Source organism: Vreelandella sulfidaeris Esulfide1 (genome assembly GCF_054072535.1).
Window position 1 is genome coordinate 3,745,802 of the sequence record NZ_CM133364.1, and the last position, 12,658, is coordinate 3,758,459.

At 55.4% G+C, this 12,658-nt stretch carries 13 protein-coding genes; 5 read left to right on the forward strand and 8 right to left on the reverse strand.

Annotation, left to right across the window (positions count from 1 at the left end; genetic code table 11):
- Positions 1 to 2: 2 nt before the first annotated feature.
- Positions 3 to 1,328 carry an isochorismate synthase gene (locus tag ACW44H_RS17415; RefSeq protein WP_457505788.1) on the reverse strand — a complete coding sequence of 442 codons (1,326 nt, stop codon included), beginning with the start codon at positions 1,326 to 1,328 and terminating at the stop codon, positions 3 to 5.
- A 232-nt stretch (positions 1,329 to 1,560) separates the two neighbouring features.
- Here ACW44H_RS17415 and ACW44H_RS17420 point away from each other — a divergent pair, with 232 nt between their 5' ends.
- On the forward strand, positions 1,561 to 2,487 hold the full coding sequence (locus ACW44H_RS17420) for a 1,4-dihydroxy-2-naphthoate polyprenyltransferase (protein ID WP_457505789.1): 927 nt from the start codon (positions 1,561 to 1,563) through the stop codon (positions 2,485 to 2,487).
- Between the two features lie 61 nt (positions 2,488 to 2,548).
- Here the strand turns inward: ACW44H_RS17420 and ACW44H_RS17425 are convergent, their stop codons facing one another.
- Entirely contained in the window at positions 2,549 to 2,851 is a 303-nt protein-coding gene (locus ACW44H_RS17425) for an antibiotic biosynthesis monooxygenase family protein (RefSeq protein ID WP_035560873.1), read from the reverse strand.
- A 97-nt stretch (positions 2,852 to 2,948) separates the two neighbouring features.
- Here ACW44H_RS17425 and ACW44H_RS17430 point away from each other — a divergent pair, with 97 nt between their 5' ends.
- Positions 2,949 to 3,086, forward strand: coding sequence for a deoxyribodipyrimidine photo-lyase (locus ACW44H_RS17430; protein ID WP_457505790.1), 138 nt, complete (start codon positions 2,949 to 2,951; stop codon positions 3,084 to 3,086).
- A gap of 392 nt (positions 3,087 to 3,478) precedes the next feature.
- Here the strand turns inward: ACW44H_RS17430 and ACW44H_RS17435 are convergent, their stop codons facing one another.
- The 6 genes from ACW44H_RS17435 to ACW44H_RS17460 form a co-directional block, all read right to left on the reverse strand.
- Entirely contained in the window at positions 3,479 to 3,991 is a 513-nt protein-coding gene (locus ACW44H_RS17435; RefSeq protein WP_457505791.1) for a hypothetical protein, read from the reverse strand.
- Between the two features lie 133 nt (positions 3,992 to 4,124).
- Complete coding sequence (locus tag ACW44H_RS17440; protein ID WP_457505792.1) at positions 4,125 to 4,583, reverse strand: hypothetical protein; 459 nt, start codon at positions 4,581 to 4,583, stop codon at positions 4,125 to 4,127.
- A gap of 5 nt (positions 4,584 to 4,588) precedes the next feature.
- Complete coding sequence (locus ACW44H_RS17445; RefSeq protein WP_457505793.1) at positions 4,589 to 4,885, reverse strand: DUF3892 domain-containing protein; 297 nt, start codon at positions 4,883 to 4,885, stop codon at positions 4,589 to 4,591.
- 361 nt (positions 4,886 to 5,246) lie between these two features.
- Positions 5,247 to 6,518 (reverse strand): 4-aminobutyrate--2-oxoglutarate transaminase, encoded by a 1,272-nt coding sequence (gene gabT, locus ACW44H_RS17450; protein WP_457509075.1) that lies wholly within the window; start codon positions 6,516 to 6,518, stop codon positions 5,247 to 5,249.
- An 11-nt stretch (positions 6,519 to 6,529) separates the two neighbouring features.
- Positions 6,530 to 7,981, reverse strand: a complete 1,452-nt coding sequence (locus ACW44H_RS17455; protein ID WP_457505794.1) for an NAD-dependent succinate-semialdehyde dehydrogenase — start codon at positions 7,979 to 7,981, stop codon at positions 6,530 to 6,532.
- A gap of 30 nt (positions 7,982 to 8,011) precedes the next feature.
- Positions 8,012 to 9,427, reverse strand: coding sequence for an APC family permease (locus ACW44H_RS17460; protein ID WP_457505795.1), 1,416 nt, complete (start codon positions 9,425 to 9,427; stop codon positions 8,012 to 8,014).
- Between the two features lie 235 nt (positions 9,428 to 9,662).
- Between ACW44H_RS17460 and ACW44H_RS17465 the strand changes: the two genes are divergently transcribed.
- The 3 genes from ACW44H_RS17465 (at position 9,663) to ACW44H_RS17475 (ending at position 12,614) form a co-directional block, all read left to right on the forward strand.
- Positions 9,663 to 11,081 carry an aminotransferase-like domain-containing protein gene (locus ACW44H_RS17465; RefSeq protein ID WP_457505796.1) on the forward strand — a complete coding sequence of 473 codons (1,419 nt, stop codon included), beginning with the start codon at positions 9,663 to 9,665 and terminating at the stop codon, positions 11,079 to 11,081.
- 101 nt (positions 11,082 to 11,182) lie between these two features.
- A complete protein-coding gene (locus ACW44H_RS17470) occupies positions 11,183 to 11,863 on the forward strand; it encodes a transglycosylase SLT domain-containing protein (protein ID WP_457505797.1) in 681 nt (226 codons plus the stop codon).
- A gap of 10 nt (positions 11,864 to 11,873) precedes the next feature.
- Positions 11,874 to 12,614: a TSUP family transporter gene (locus tag ACW44H_RS17475; RefSeq protein ID WP_457505798.1), complete on the forward strand. Its 741-nt coding sequence runs from the start codon at positions 11,874 to 11,876 to the stop codon at positions 12,612 to 12,614.
- The last annotated feature ends 44 nt before the right edge of the window (positions 12,615 to 12,658 follow it).

Consider the following 12,658-nt stretch of genomic DNA (forward strand, 5'->3'; position numbering starts at 1 on the left):
CGTTATCCCATTCCGAGTAGCGACATGATATCAGCGATTTTGGTATCCAGTTCTCTCCACTCCTCCTCAGGCTGTGAGCCTGCCACAATGCCTGCCCCGGCATACAGCCGAATCGTTTTGGGGCTGATATGGGCGCAACGGATAGCGACCGCCAAGTCGCTACTGGCATGACTAATTCGACCGAAAACGCCCGCATACCAGCCACGTTGATGGCGCTCATGCTGGCGAATAAAAGCCAGCGACGAGTCGCGGGGAACACCACCAACTGCCGGGGTAGGCGGCAGTACTGCAAGCAGTTGCTGGTCGGTGATGCCACTGTGGAGCTCGGCGTGAATCAGGCGTCGGATATGCTGCACCGAGCGCAGCTTAACAACATGCGCCTCGCCCATCTGGACTTGCGAAGAAAGCGGTTCAAGCTGGGTCAAAAGTTGCTGATAGACGCACTGGTTTTCCAGATTATTTTTCTTATCAGCAAGCAGTGTATTCGCAAGTGTTTGATCCTGCTGGGCATCCTGCCCACGGCGCGTGGTACCCGCCAACGCTTCGGTCATTAAATGCCTACCTTCGCGCTTGTAAAGCCGCTCCGGCGGGCAGCCGATAAACGCTTCATGCGGTGTCAATTGAACGCCAAAGTGAAAACAGTCGGCGGCACCGGCCTGCCAGCGTGCTAGCAACGACCAAGGGCTAGGCGTTTCAGGTGTCGTCAGGCAGGTCTCCCGGGAAAGCACTACTTTGGGTGTGTGACCCAACTGATCAGGATGAGTGACCAGCGCCACCGACGCCATCCACTCTTTCAGGGTGGGGCGGTCATCACGCTGATAAACATGCGGCAATAGGCAAGGCAGCGATTGCTCCTCTTCCAGTGCAGCCAAACAGGCACGAGCCTGGGCTATCTCAGCCTCTGGGCAACGGTCATCAAAACGCAGGTTGAGTGATAGCGTCGCCCCACCTTGATGGCGCCTAAGTACTATACGCGGCAGCAAAAAATAACAGCCAGGGAAGTGCTGCCACCCAGGTGCATCGGGGTCGAAGGCCATACCACCGAAGTAGTCCGGCTGCTCGCCACCATAATCGGCCAGTGCGGTAAAATCAGCCTGCAGCGCCGCTAGCGAATCAAACGCCTTAACAACCCCTAGCGCCGCATACTCAACAGCGCCCTCATCACGCGATTGCCAATAGAGGCGGGGGTAAACGCTCTGCGCGTTTAGCCATCCCATCACGTTACCTACGTGATAGGGAATACTTAGATGAACAAATCCTCTTCTAGCGCTATTACTCAGCGTATCAAGCTGATGCTTTAGCGCTTCAATAGGTTTTACAAAGTGCATAATTTGCCTACGAGGGAAGTGTTACAAGTGCTGCATATTTGTATTGTCTAAATAAGCCGACAGTCATAGCGTAAACTCCAGAGAGAAAGGAGTCCTCAGTATGAAGTAAGGAAAGGCCGTCTGTTTTGACTTAGGACTACTTTATAGCTCTTATTCATACATCACTGTATGTTTGATGATTAGTCGCGAGCTGCTTTTTAAAATGAAAATTGTTAATAGGAATATCGACGCAATGGAACAACGCGCTAAGCGACGCCCCTATCAAGCTTGGTTTTTAGCCGCTCGACCGCGAACGCTGCCGTTGGCATGCGCTTCTATTCTGCTGGGTAGTGGGCTAGCGGCGAGTGTGGATGCTTTTGATGCTAGCGTGCTCTTGCTTGCTCTGCTGACAGCGATTTCACTGCAGGTACTTTCCAACCTGGCAAATGACTATGGCGATGCGGTATCCGGCGCTGACGACCAAGCGCGCATTGGGCCGGTGCGGGCGGTCTCTTCAGGCTTGCTAAGCCCACAGGCCATGCGCAGAGGAATGATAGTAACGGCCAGTGTGGCAGCGCTCTTAGGGCTTTCACTATTGGTTACCGCCTTCGGAAACCAGTGGGGACATATTGTCACCTTCGTGCTGCTAGGCGCAGCTGCTTTATTAGCCGCGGTGACCTATACCGTTGGGCTGGGCGGCACGCCCTATGGGTATCGTGGACTGGGCGATATTTCAGTCTTTGTGTTTTTCGGACTGCTCGGTGTTATGGGTACCTACTTCCTTTATACCCAGCAACTAAGCGGACTGCCCTTTCTGCCCGCTGCAGCTTGCGGGCTGCTGGCAACCGCCGTGCTCAATGTGAATAACGTGCGCGATATCGAAAGCGATGCGCGTAACGGCAAAATTACCCTGGCGGTGCGGCTGGGCCGCGCTAACGCGATTAACTACCACTGGGCACTGCTAGGATTGGCGCTGTTACTAACGTTAATCTACTTGGTTGCGCTGCCGGTGCCGTTGGCGGGATGGAGTAGCCTGCTGGTAGCCAAGCCGCTGACCGATGCCGCCAGAACATTAAGCCATAGCCGTGATGGCGAAATTCTCACCGGCATGCTGAAGAAAACGGCCATTTCAACGCTGCTTTATAGCGTGCTGCTCTCTATTGGCTTGGCGTTATTTTAGTTAACTCTAACAGCGGGGCAACCACCCCGCTGATAACTGACTCAATTGAGCAACGCGAGCCTTACAGCACCACCTCATACCCTTCAAACTTGGGCGGGCCCAGGTAGATGCCTTCCGGCGCTTTGGCGTTGGCATGCGCTTTGCGGAACGCGTCTGACTTGGTCCAATCGCGGAAGGCTTCTTCGGATTCCCAAACGCTGTGGGAGATAAACACGGTGTGATCTTCCTGGCTTTCACCCTGCAGCATTTTAAACTGCTTGAAGCCCGGCACTTCATCCAGGTGAGAGTCGCGGTTGCGCCACACCTCTAAAAAGTCCTCTTCACGGCCTGGGGCAATCCGAAAACGGTTCATGGCGATATACATTATGACGCTCCTGTTGGAAGGGTTCTGCTGAATGGATTACGCAAATGCTGGCTTGATGGTAACGCCATCGGTTCATGACGAATAGGCGTTACGGCTAATGGCTCAGGCACCCATTCAGGTCGTTTGGTTCAAACGCGACTTACGCATTCACGATCACGCACCGCTGGCTAACGTAGCCGCGGCAGGCCCCATGTTGCCCCTATTCGCCATTGAACCTGAACAGTGGCAGGCGTAGAACAGCTCCACGACCTGACACTAGGGCTTGATGCTACACCCTGCCCCAAGCGCCACTAGAAAAAGATGCTCTATGAGCTTCGCCACACCCTAGACGCCAGAAAAGCCATTGTGAATAAACTCGTCGGCCAGCGTCGACCTCCCGCTCAGCGCGCTAAAAAAGCGAAACCCGCCAACCATCAACAGCTTTCTCTGTTTGATGAGGGTGGGTTGGGGGATCGATAGCGGTTATGCTTAGCTATAAGCTAACTAATCTTTTCGCCAGAAGGCGTGGCCGCATTAGCGCTGACCCTGTGCACCTGATGATGTCACCCAGTGCTGGTCGCACTCCATGTCCATATCTAACGACGCCGTAACCGGCACGCGTCGCACCGGGGAATTATGCAATATGCCTCATACTGATCTTCCCAATGGGACACCCTTCCATATTGGATGCTTCAGCTCTGGTCCAGTGGGACCCAACTCCGATATGTTGTGAGTAACCTGATAACGCTTTCCATTGGCAGAAAGTACTTCGAGGCTGAGTACCGTATACTGGTGTTCATTAGCCACCGAACCTTTTGGTGGCTTGTAAGAAGCATCATGCTGGATCGTGAAGGGCCGGATCTCGCCTGGTTTCAGAACAAATGGTTCTACGTGATTAGACGGAATCTCCAAATATGGAGCGTCATATTTCAAATGCCCGGCAGAAGATGGCCCCAGTAGTAACGAGACATCTTTGATGTATAGCTCTTGGTTACCAGTATTACTGAAGGCGTAATTAAGCTGCCTTACCGTCTTATTATCAACGCAGTGGAAAAACCGGCTATTGAAGCAGAGGATAGCTTTTGCAGATTTATGCCAATGAGAAAAATATAATGCCGCCAGCGAAATCAACAAGGCACCGACCGAAACCACCATCTCCATCAATTATCCTCGCCTTCTGCGGCTATAAAGATTCTGCATAATACCAAAATTCAGCTGCGGCCTTTGCGCAGCGAAGCAAAGAAAAAGCCGTCCGGTGGAAACCCCTAGGATCGCAACGCACTGGAATGATTTGTTATAAGTTCAGACAGGCCACGACCCAAAACAGCCCGAAAAGGCCAAGTGCGCTCAATCCACAAAGTACCTTTGTAGCAAACAAAAAGCTTATGAGCGACCTAAACTCAGGATAGGTATCCAGCTGTAACTGCTGAGCCAATTTGCGGACTTCATCGCGTATGAGAACTACGCCGGGAGTGCTTCTATGGGCGAGCCAAGCCATAAATCCAGAAAGCAAAATTGGAAGAAAAAGCGCATACTCCATAAGCGGTAAATTTTGGTTCTTCAGCACGTAGGCAGACAGTGCACCCGAAATGCCCAGCGTAAAAAGGTTCAATTTAATGCATAGATCCCAGTGGAACTTATACAGGTCCACATATTGATCGAGTTGCTTCCAAGCTGATTCCATATCTTTACTCATAACGCCCGATAGCGGGCGCGCCTTTTTTGGCGTCGCTTGCCTGGCCTTGTTAAGCATGGCTATTATGGACACTCTGGGAGACTTAGCAGGTTATTGGGCTGCTCACCGTCGGCCTCTGTTTTTAAATACTTATTACCGTAACGACTTTTAGCTACTATTATGTTAACACGACTCCCTTTTTTCGTTACGTAAAAAGACCACGTTCCATTCTCAATACCTTTTATCGCTTCCTCTTGGGTGATCTTCCAAGGTCCACCGTCTTTTTTTGCCCCTTTTTTTCCTCCCACATGTGTAATTCGCTCGTGAGGATTCTGACGATCACTCTTATTAATGCAGGTAATCTCATGAGTTGCTGCCATTTTTCTCACCCTGGATGCTTAACAGGTCTTAGATAGCGCGTCCGATGATTGGATGAACGCGTCAACATGATTGCCAAAAAATGCAGCCTGCAAAACTCTTCCAAGTCTATAATTTTTTAATTATTAACAGGTTGCATATCCAACACTCGCGTTTCTGCTGCATTTGCCAGTACCTCCACGTTAGGAGATTACCTATCTTGCTATTTTTCTCATCCACCCTACTAAATCCAGCTTAGCACAGGGCGCTTAGGACGACTGACTATCCCAGCTTTGAGCTTTCAACGCATAAAAAAACCCGCCAATCGCCAACAGCTTGTGCTGTTTGACGATGGCGGGTTGGTTGGATGCTGCTTAGAAGAGGTTAGCTAAGCGCTTCCAGGGACTGCTCGATAATGCTGAGTCCTTCTTCCAATACCGCAGAAGACACGGTTAATGGCACCAAAATACGGATGCTGTTGCCGTAGAAACCGCAGGAGAGCAGGATCAAACCTTTTTCGCGGGCTTTGGCACACAGCGCACCTGTAAGCGCTGTATCGGGTTTCCCTTCGCTATCAAGCAGTTCGAACGCCGCCATGGCACCTAACTGGCGGCCGTGGGCGACGGCGGGGAAGCGCTCTTCCCATACCGCGAAACGCTCGGCCAGCATTTTGCCCATCTGCTCGCTGCGGGCCAGGATGTTCTCTTCTTCGATGGCCTCGATCACCGCCAGAGCTGCCGCGCAAGAAAGCGGGTTGCCGCTGTAGGTGCCGCCCAGAGAGTTGGGGCCGGAGGCGTCCATTACTTTGGCGCTACCCACCACCGCCGAGAGCGGCATGCCGTTCGCCAGGCTCTTGGCGGTGGTCAGGATGTCCGCCTCAATACCGCTGTGTTCCAGGGCAAACAGCTTGCCGGTACGGGCAAAGCCGGACTGTACTTCGTCGGCGATCAGCAGAATGCCGTGCTCGTCGCACAGGGCTCGCAGGGCCTTCAGGTAATCCGGTGAGGCGATGTAGAAGCCGCCTTCGCCCTGGACCGGCTCGATTACGATGGCCGCCGTGCGGTGCGGGGCGATATCGGTTTTGAACAGCGTGCGAATGGCGTTTAGCGAGGCTTCTTCGCTGATGCCGTGCAGCGGGTTGGGGAACGGTGCGCGGAAGACATCGCCCGGCATCGGGCCGAAGTCGTTCTTGTAGGGCAGCACCTTGCCGGTCATCGCCAGGGTCATCATGGTGCGGCCGTGGAAGGCGCCGTCGAAGGTGATGATGCCGGTGCGGCCGGTAGCGGCGCGGGCAATCTTCACGGCGTTTTCCAGCGCTTCGGCACCGGTGTTGACCAGCATAGCTTTACGTTCGGGGCCGCGCACCGGCGTCAGTTCGCAGAGCTTTTGGCATAACTGCACGTAGGGCGCGTAAGAGATCACCGCAGCGCTGGTGTGCATGACTTTCTTGAGCTGTGCTTCTACAGCGGCAACGATTTTCGGGTGGCGATGGCCCAGGTTGAGCACGCCAATGCCACCCGCGAAATCGATCCAGCGGTTGCCGTCGGCGTCCCACAGTTCAGCGTTTTCGGCGCGCTCGGCAAACTGGGTGGTCGGCGTGGCGGCACCGTTGGCCACATAGCGGTTTTTCAGGTCGTTCAATTCTTGGTTCGTCATCATCGTTCTCTTTATAGGCCGCCAACGCAGACGTATTTAAGTTCCGTAAACTCATCTAACCCGTGGTGGGAACCTTCACGGCCCAACCCGGACTCTTTCACGCCGCCAAAGGGCGCGAGCTCGGTAGAGATCAAGCCTTCATTCACACCGACCATGCCGTACTCCAACTGCTCCATGGTGCGCCAGATACGGCGGTAATCCGTGGCATAGAAGTAGGCGGCCAGGCCGAACGGCGTATCGTTGGCCATCTGGATGGCCTCTTCGTCTTTCTTGAAGCGGAACACCGGCGCCACGGGGCCGAACGTCTCTTCATCAGCCACGGCCATCTTGATTGTGACGTCGGCTAGCACCGTGGGCGTATAGAAGCGCTCACCGGCAGCGTGGAGTTTGCCGCCACACATAAGGCGTGCGCCCTTGCCTTGGGCGTCGTCTACGTGTCGCTGCACTTTATCTATTGCCGCTTGGTTGATGAGCGGGCCGATAATGCTGCCATCTGCCAGGCCATCGCCGACTTTTAATGCATTCACACGCTCGGTGAGCTTCTCGACGAACGCATCGTAAATGCCGTCCTGCACCAGGAAACGGTTGGTGCACACACAGGTTTGCCCAGCATTGCGGAATTTAGAGGTGATGGCGCCGTCAACAGCGGCATCCACATCGGCGTCATCAAACACGATAAACGGCGCGTTGCCACCCAGCTCCATGGCAGTTTTCTTTACCGTGCTGGCGCACTGGGCCAGCAGGTGTTTGCCGACCGGTGTAGAACCGGTAAACGACACTTTGCGCACTCTAGGGTCGGTGGTGAGCACTTCACCCACGGCAGCGGGTTTGGAAGCGGTGACCACGTTAATGGTGCCCGCGGGCAGGCCAGCTTCCAGCGCTAAATAGGCCGCTGCCAGCGCGGTAAGCGGGGTAGCTTCCGCAGGTTTGATCACCACGGTGCAGCCAGCGGCCAGCGCCGGGGCACACTTGCGAGTAATCATCGCCAGCGGGAAATTCCAGGGCGTGATTGCCGCCACCACGCCGACCGGCTCGCGCAGCACCAGCAGGCGCTTGTCGGCACCGTGGCTGGGCAGGGTTTCCCCCGCCATGCGCTTGGCTTCTTCGGCGAAGAACTCGATAAACGAGGCGCCGTAGGTCACTTCGCCTTTGGCTTCCGCCAGCGGCTTGCCCTGCTCCAGGGTCATCAGGCGGGCCAGGTCGTCGGCGTGCTCATTGATCAGCTCAAACCAGCGGCGCAGCAAGGCTGAACGCTGTTTGACGGGCGTGGCGCGCCAGGCAGCACCTGCTTCGTAAGCGGCAGCTACGGCGTCGCGGGTATCGTCGGCGCCCATCTCGGCCACGCGGGCAATGGTCTCACCGGTGGCAGGGTTATCGACGGCAAAGCTCTGCTGACCCTTGCGCCACTCGCTGCCCACCAGGGCAGGTACTGCATCATGTAACCACTGTTCGATAAAGCTCATACATGGCTCCTAGGTAACGAGGTAAAAGGCTTACAGGTCCATCTTCATATGACGGTCGCTGTAATCACGACCATAGGTGCGCAGTGCATGGATATATAACGCCAAGCCTAAAACCGCCCAGCCGGCAAAAATGGTCCATTCAGCACTGCTCAGGGCCGCCGGGCTACCGGGCAGGTAGAGGCATGCCATACCGAAAGAGAGTAAGACCGCTAAGGTGCCGCACAGCTTGCCGTTGCTGACCTTGAACGGACGGGGCATGTCCGGCTCGCGTACGCGCAGCACCATGAAGGAGATCGCCACAAACAGGTAAGCGAGCACGATGCCCAAACCACCGGCGTTAACGATCCATACCAGCGCGGGACGACCAAAGAAAGGCGCCAAACAGGAGAGAAAGCCCATCATGAAAATGGCGTTGGTAGGCGTTCTATAGCGCGGGTGCAACTTGGCAAACGGCGCAGGTAGCATGCCAGCTTTAGCGAGGGCATAAATCGCCCGTGAGCCACCAATGTAGAAAGCGTTCCAACTGGTAATAATGCCCGCAATACCCGCCATGACCATTAAGTTGCTGGCCCACGCGGCGTTGAACAGGCTACCCATGGCATCCGGCACGCTAAGGGAACTCGCCGCCAACTCGGTGCTATTGAGCGCCAGGCTGGTGGCCAAAATAATCAGCGCGTACCACACCACTGCCAAAATGACCGACATCATCAGCACTTTGCCGATGGCGTTGTAGGGCAAGTTGATCTCTTCCGCCGCCTGGGGAATGACATCGAAACCCACAAACAGGAACGGCACCATCACTAGCACCGCGACGATGCCCGCGAACACGCCGGTATCCGCCTGGGTAAAGAGCGGCAGCATGTTGATGGTTTCGCCTTCAAACAGCGAACCGGTGACGAACATCACGCCCACTAGCAGAATCAACCCGGTCACCACCTTTTGCAACAGAGCAGCAGTGGTTACTCCGAAATAGTTAATCATCATCATGATGAGCGAACCGCCAACGCCTACCGCTACCCAGGTGGCTTTGACTTCCCACCCGGCAATCGTCCACAAATGACCGACTGCATAGTTGGGCGCTAGGTGCTCAATCACCGTGGGAAGTGCCACCGCTTCAAACGCGACCACGCTCAAGTAACCTAAAATGATCGCCCAGGTGCAGAGAAAAGAGGGCAAATGACCCAGAGCACGGTAGCTATAAACGTGCTCACCGCCGACTTTAGGCATGGCAGCGGCTAGCTCCGCGTAGGTCAGTCCGACCAACACAATCGCTAAACCACCGATAATAAAGGCTATAATGGCGCCTAGACTGCCAGCGGACTGAATCGCGGTGCCGGTTAATACTATCCAGCCCCAGCCGATCATCGCACCAAAAGCCAATGCTAAAACATCGCCACGGGCGAGTACCCGGACAAGCCCATCCTGTTCTGATGAAGGTGTCGTCATTATAAAAATATCCTGCGTGTTATTAGATGTTGTCGTGGGCGCTGAGGGGCGCGGTATGCTGATTCCAGTAGCGGAATAGTTATACGCTAGCAGGCAGGGGCCATAACGCGAATGCACCACTCTGCCGTTCGACTAGACCACTTTCAAAACGCACCATAAGAGTGCGCCTTTTAACTTATGCTTTCGTCTAAACGCCTAGCGATGGCGGGTTTCACGCGGGAAAGGAGGCATTGAGATGGATCGCCAGCAGGTCTTGCACCAATTTATGCAACTTTATGCACTCCAACCGGAGCGGCTAAGCAAGCAGGTGCGAATCGAGCAGGCGCTGCGCCAAGCCATTACCCAGCAGTGGCCCAGCGGGCTGCGTTTGCCCTCTCATCGCATGTTGGCCGAGGCGGTCAATGTCGCTCGTCAAACCCTCGCCCTTGCCATCGGTACGCTGTTGGAAGAGCAACTGCTGAAAACCGCCCACGGCCAAGGTACCTGGACCAGCAGACCAGTTACCCCTTCCTCGCCCCTGCCCGGCAACGCTGAACTCTCATCCCGCGCCCAGCGGGTGCTGGGTGGCCCCGGTGCCAGCAAGATTCAAAGCGGCGCGTTCGTGCCCGGCATACCTGATATCGCCCAGTTCCCGATGCGTAAGTGGCGCCAGCTCTACGCAAGCGTAACGGTGCCGCAAAATGCTCTGCTGCTCTCTTACTCCACTGGCGGCTACGGCCCGCTAAAGCGCGCCATTCGCGATTTTCTAGCGCGCTGGCGCAACCTTGATTGCGATATCGAGCAGATCATCATTACCGACGGCACCCATAACGGCATTGAGCTATGTGCCATGGCGCTGGCGGATGTGGGTGACACCGTTGCCATGGAGTCGCCCTGTTACTGGGGGGCGCGCAACGTATTTACCGCCGCTGGTTTGAACATTGAAGCGGTGCCGTGGCTGCCAGAGCAGGGGCACGACCTTCCGCCTATTGCTGTCCCGGTGAAGCTTGCCTACCTGACCGGCTCACATCACTACCCACTCAGCGTGCCCACCAGCGCCACCGATAAGCAACGCTTATGCGATGCCTTATCGCCCGCTTACATTGTCGAGGATGATTACGAGTTCAATCGCGACGACCACCCTAACCTGCTCTTTACTCCCCAATCAGAGCACCACTTGCTGGTAGGATCGTTTTCCAAGATGATGTTTCCGGGCCTGCGGCTGGGTTATTTAGTAGTTCCACGCCACTTGGCGGCGCCGATGAACCGTCTGCGCAGCGAGCTTTTCCGCGAAGGTCGCATGCTGGATCAAGCCGTACTGGCCCAGTTCATTTTTGATGGCGACCTGGACGCCTGGTGCCGGCGCATCCAGCGCGACTATTTAGGGCGCCAGCAGGTACTGCACGACCAACTGCGCTCGCTACCGCAGGTGCGCAGCGTTTCATCGCCCAGCAGCGCGATCAGCCTTTGCGTTGAGTTTGCGCCGGGCATCAACGATGTGGGAATCGCCCAATCACTGCTGAAAGAGCATTTAATCGTGCGACCTTTAAGCCCGGTGTGTGCGCCAACCGACCCAAGGGTCGGCTTGGTGATGGGCGTCGGCATGCTGTCAGGGGAAACGCTGGTGCGTGAAGCGCAGCGGCTACGTCGCAGCCTGGAAGCACTGCTGCGTTAGAAGCGATCAATCGCTCATAGGTGATGAAGAAAGCATTTCTCAACATCTTAGACACAAGCTTTCAACGACTTATCCACAAGAGATTATTCACAAGGACTTTTATGCGCTGCCCTGTTAATAGTTTTACCGTTGCCTCTTCAAATGCGTTCGCTCGCCTACGTCTTTGGGCATCACTGAGTTTTGTGCTGCTTCTCTCTGGCTGCGCTACCTTTGCTCCTAACCCGCCCCAGGATCAAACCAATCTTTGCGAGATATTCCGCGAGCAGCCCACTTGGTACGACTACGCTCAGGAATCTGAGCAGAAATGGGGCACGCCGATTGCGACTCAGATGTCGTTTATTCAACAAGAGTCCTCGTTTCGCAGCCATATCCGCCCGGATCGTAAATACTACCTGGGCTTTATCCCCGGCCCACGCCCTTCATCAGCCAAAGGGTATGCCCAGGCACAGGACCCGGTATGGGGCGAATACGAAGCCCAAGCGGGTAGCCTATTTGCACGGCGAACGCATATGAAGCACGCCACCGATTTTATCGGCTGGTACAACCGCCGTTCTCAGCAGCAGGCGGGAATATCACTGAGTAATCCTGAACACCTTTATTACGCGTATCACGAAGGCGCTGGCGGCTACCAACGCGGCACGTATCGGGGCAAACCGCAGGTTTTGAGGGCAGGTCGAGAAGTGGCGGCGCGCGCTAATCGTTACCAGGCCCAACTCAACAGCTGTGAAGCGGAGTTTCAGTGCCGCAAGTTTTACCAAGTTTGGCCATTTTGCCGTAGTTAAGGGATAAACGATGTCACTATGGATCGGTGTGGCGCTGGTCAGCGTGGTGTTTTTCACCTCGATGCTTTCCGGCGTATTTGGAATGGCAGGCGGCTTGGTGCTGCTGTGGTTTCTGCTGTTGGTATTTCCCGCCGGTACGGCAATGGCCGTGCATGGCGTGATACAGCTCACGGCCAATGGATCGCGCGCTTGGCTCTCGCGGCACTATATTGTCTGGCGGATCGTCGCGTTTATGGCGCTGGGCGTGTTGAGCGCCGCTGGCCTGCTTCTGCTATTCAACTACAGCCCCAATGCCGCCAGCGTCTCGCTGCTGATTGGCCTGCTGCCGATACTGGTGTGGCTGCCCAAGCGTTGGTTTCATCTCAACGCCAACCGCGCCAGCCATGCGTTTTGCTGCGGCATTGCCTCAGGCGGGTTAACCATTGCCGCCGGGGTTTCCGGGCCGCTGATTGATATTTTCTTTGTGCGATCACGCATGGATCGCCGCCAAGTCGTCGCGACCAAGGCGATGATTCAGGTAGTGGCTCACAGCATTAAAATCATCTTCTACCTGGGTGCTGCCATGGCACTTAGCGCGGGCGAATGGGGTATCGTATTGCTAGCCGCACCGTTTGCCATGCTCGGCACGCAAGCGGGGAACCGCATTTTACACCGCCTCACCGATGCCAATTTCCGCATCTGGACACGCTGGATCGTGACTGGCATTGGCATTTTCTACTTTCTGCAAGGGTTATTCCTGCTCACCCGCTAGCGTTGAGGGCGATAAAAGCGGGCTTGCCGTTGATGCCTATACTG

Coding starts and splice junctions, on each gene's coding strand:
- ACW44H_RS17415 (WP_457505788.1), bottom strand. CDS start 1,328: ATGCACTTTGTAAAACCTATTGAAGCGCTAAAGCATCAGCTTGATACG.
- ACW44H_RS17420 (WP_457505789.1), top strand. CDS start 1,561: ATGGAACAACGCGCTAAGCGACGCCCCTATCAAGCTTGGTTTTTAGCC.
- ACW44H_RS17425 (WP_035560873.1), bottom strand. CDS start 2,851: ATGTATATCGCCATGAACCGTTTTCGGATTGCCCCAGGCCGTGAAGAG.
- ACW44H_RS17430 (WP_457505790.1), top strand. CDS start 2,949: ATGGCTCAGGCACCCATTCAGGTCGTTTGGTTCAAACGCGACTTACGC.
- ACW44H_RS17435 (WP_457505791.1), bottom strand. CDS start 3,991: ATGGAGATGGTGGTTTCGGTCGGTGCCTTGTTGATTTCGCTGGCGGCA.
- ACW44H_RS17440 (WP_457505792.1), bottom strand. CDS start 4,583: ATGCTTAACAAGGCCAGGCAAGCGACGCCAAAAAAGGCGCGCCCGCTA.
- ACW44H_RS17445 (WP_457505793.1), bottom strand. CDS start 4,885: ATGGCAGCAACTCATGAGATTACCTGCATTAATAAGAGTGATCGTCAG.
- gabT (WP_457509075.1), bottom strand. CDS start 6,518: ATGACGAACCAAGAATTGAACGACCTGAAAAACCGCTATGTGGCCAAC.
- ACW44H_RS17455 (WP_457505794.1), bottom strand. CDS start 7,981: ATGAGCTTTATCGAACAGTGGTTACATGATGCAGTACCTGCCCTGGTG.
- ACW44H_RS17460 (WP_457505795.1), bottom strand. CDS start 9,427: ATGACGACACCTTCATCAGAACAGGATGGGCTTGTCCGGGTACTCGCC.
- ACW44H_RS17465 (WP_457505796.1), top strand. CDS start 9,663: ATGGATCGCCAGCAGGTCTTGCACCAATTTATGCAACTTTATGCACTC.
- ACW44H_RS17470 (WP_457505797.1), top strand. CDS start 11,183: ATGCGCTGCCCTGTTAATAGTTTTACCGTTGCCTCTTCAAATGCGTTC.
- ACW44H_RS17475 (WP_457505798.1), top strand. CDS start 11,874: ATGTCACTATGGATCGGTGTGGCGCTGGTCAGCGTGGTGTTTTTCACC.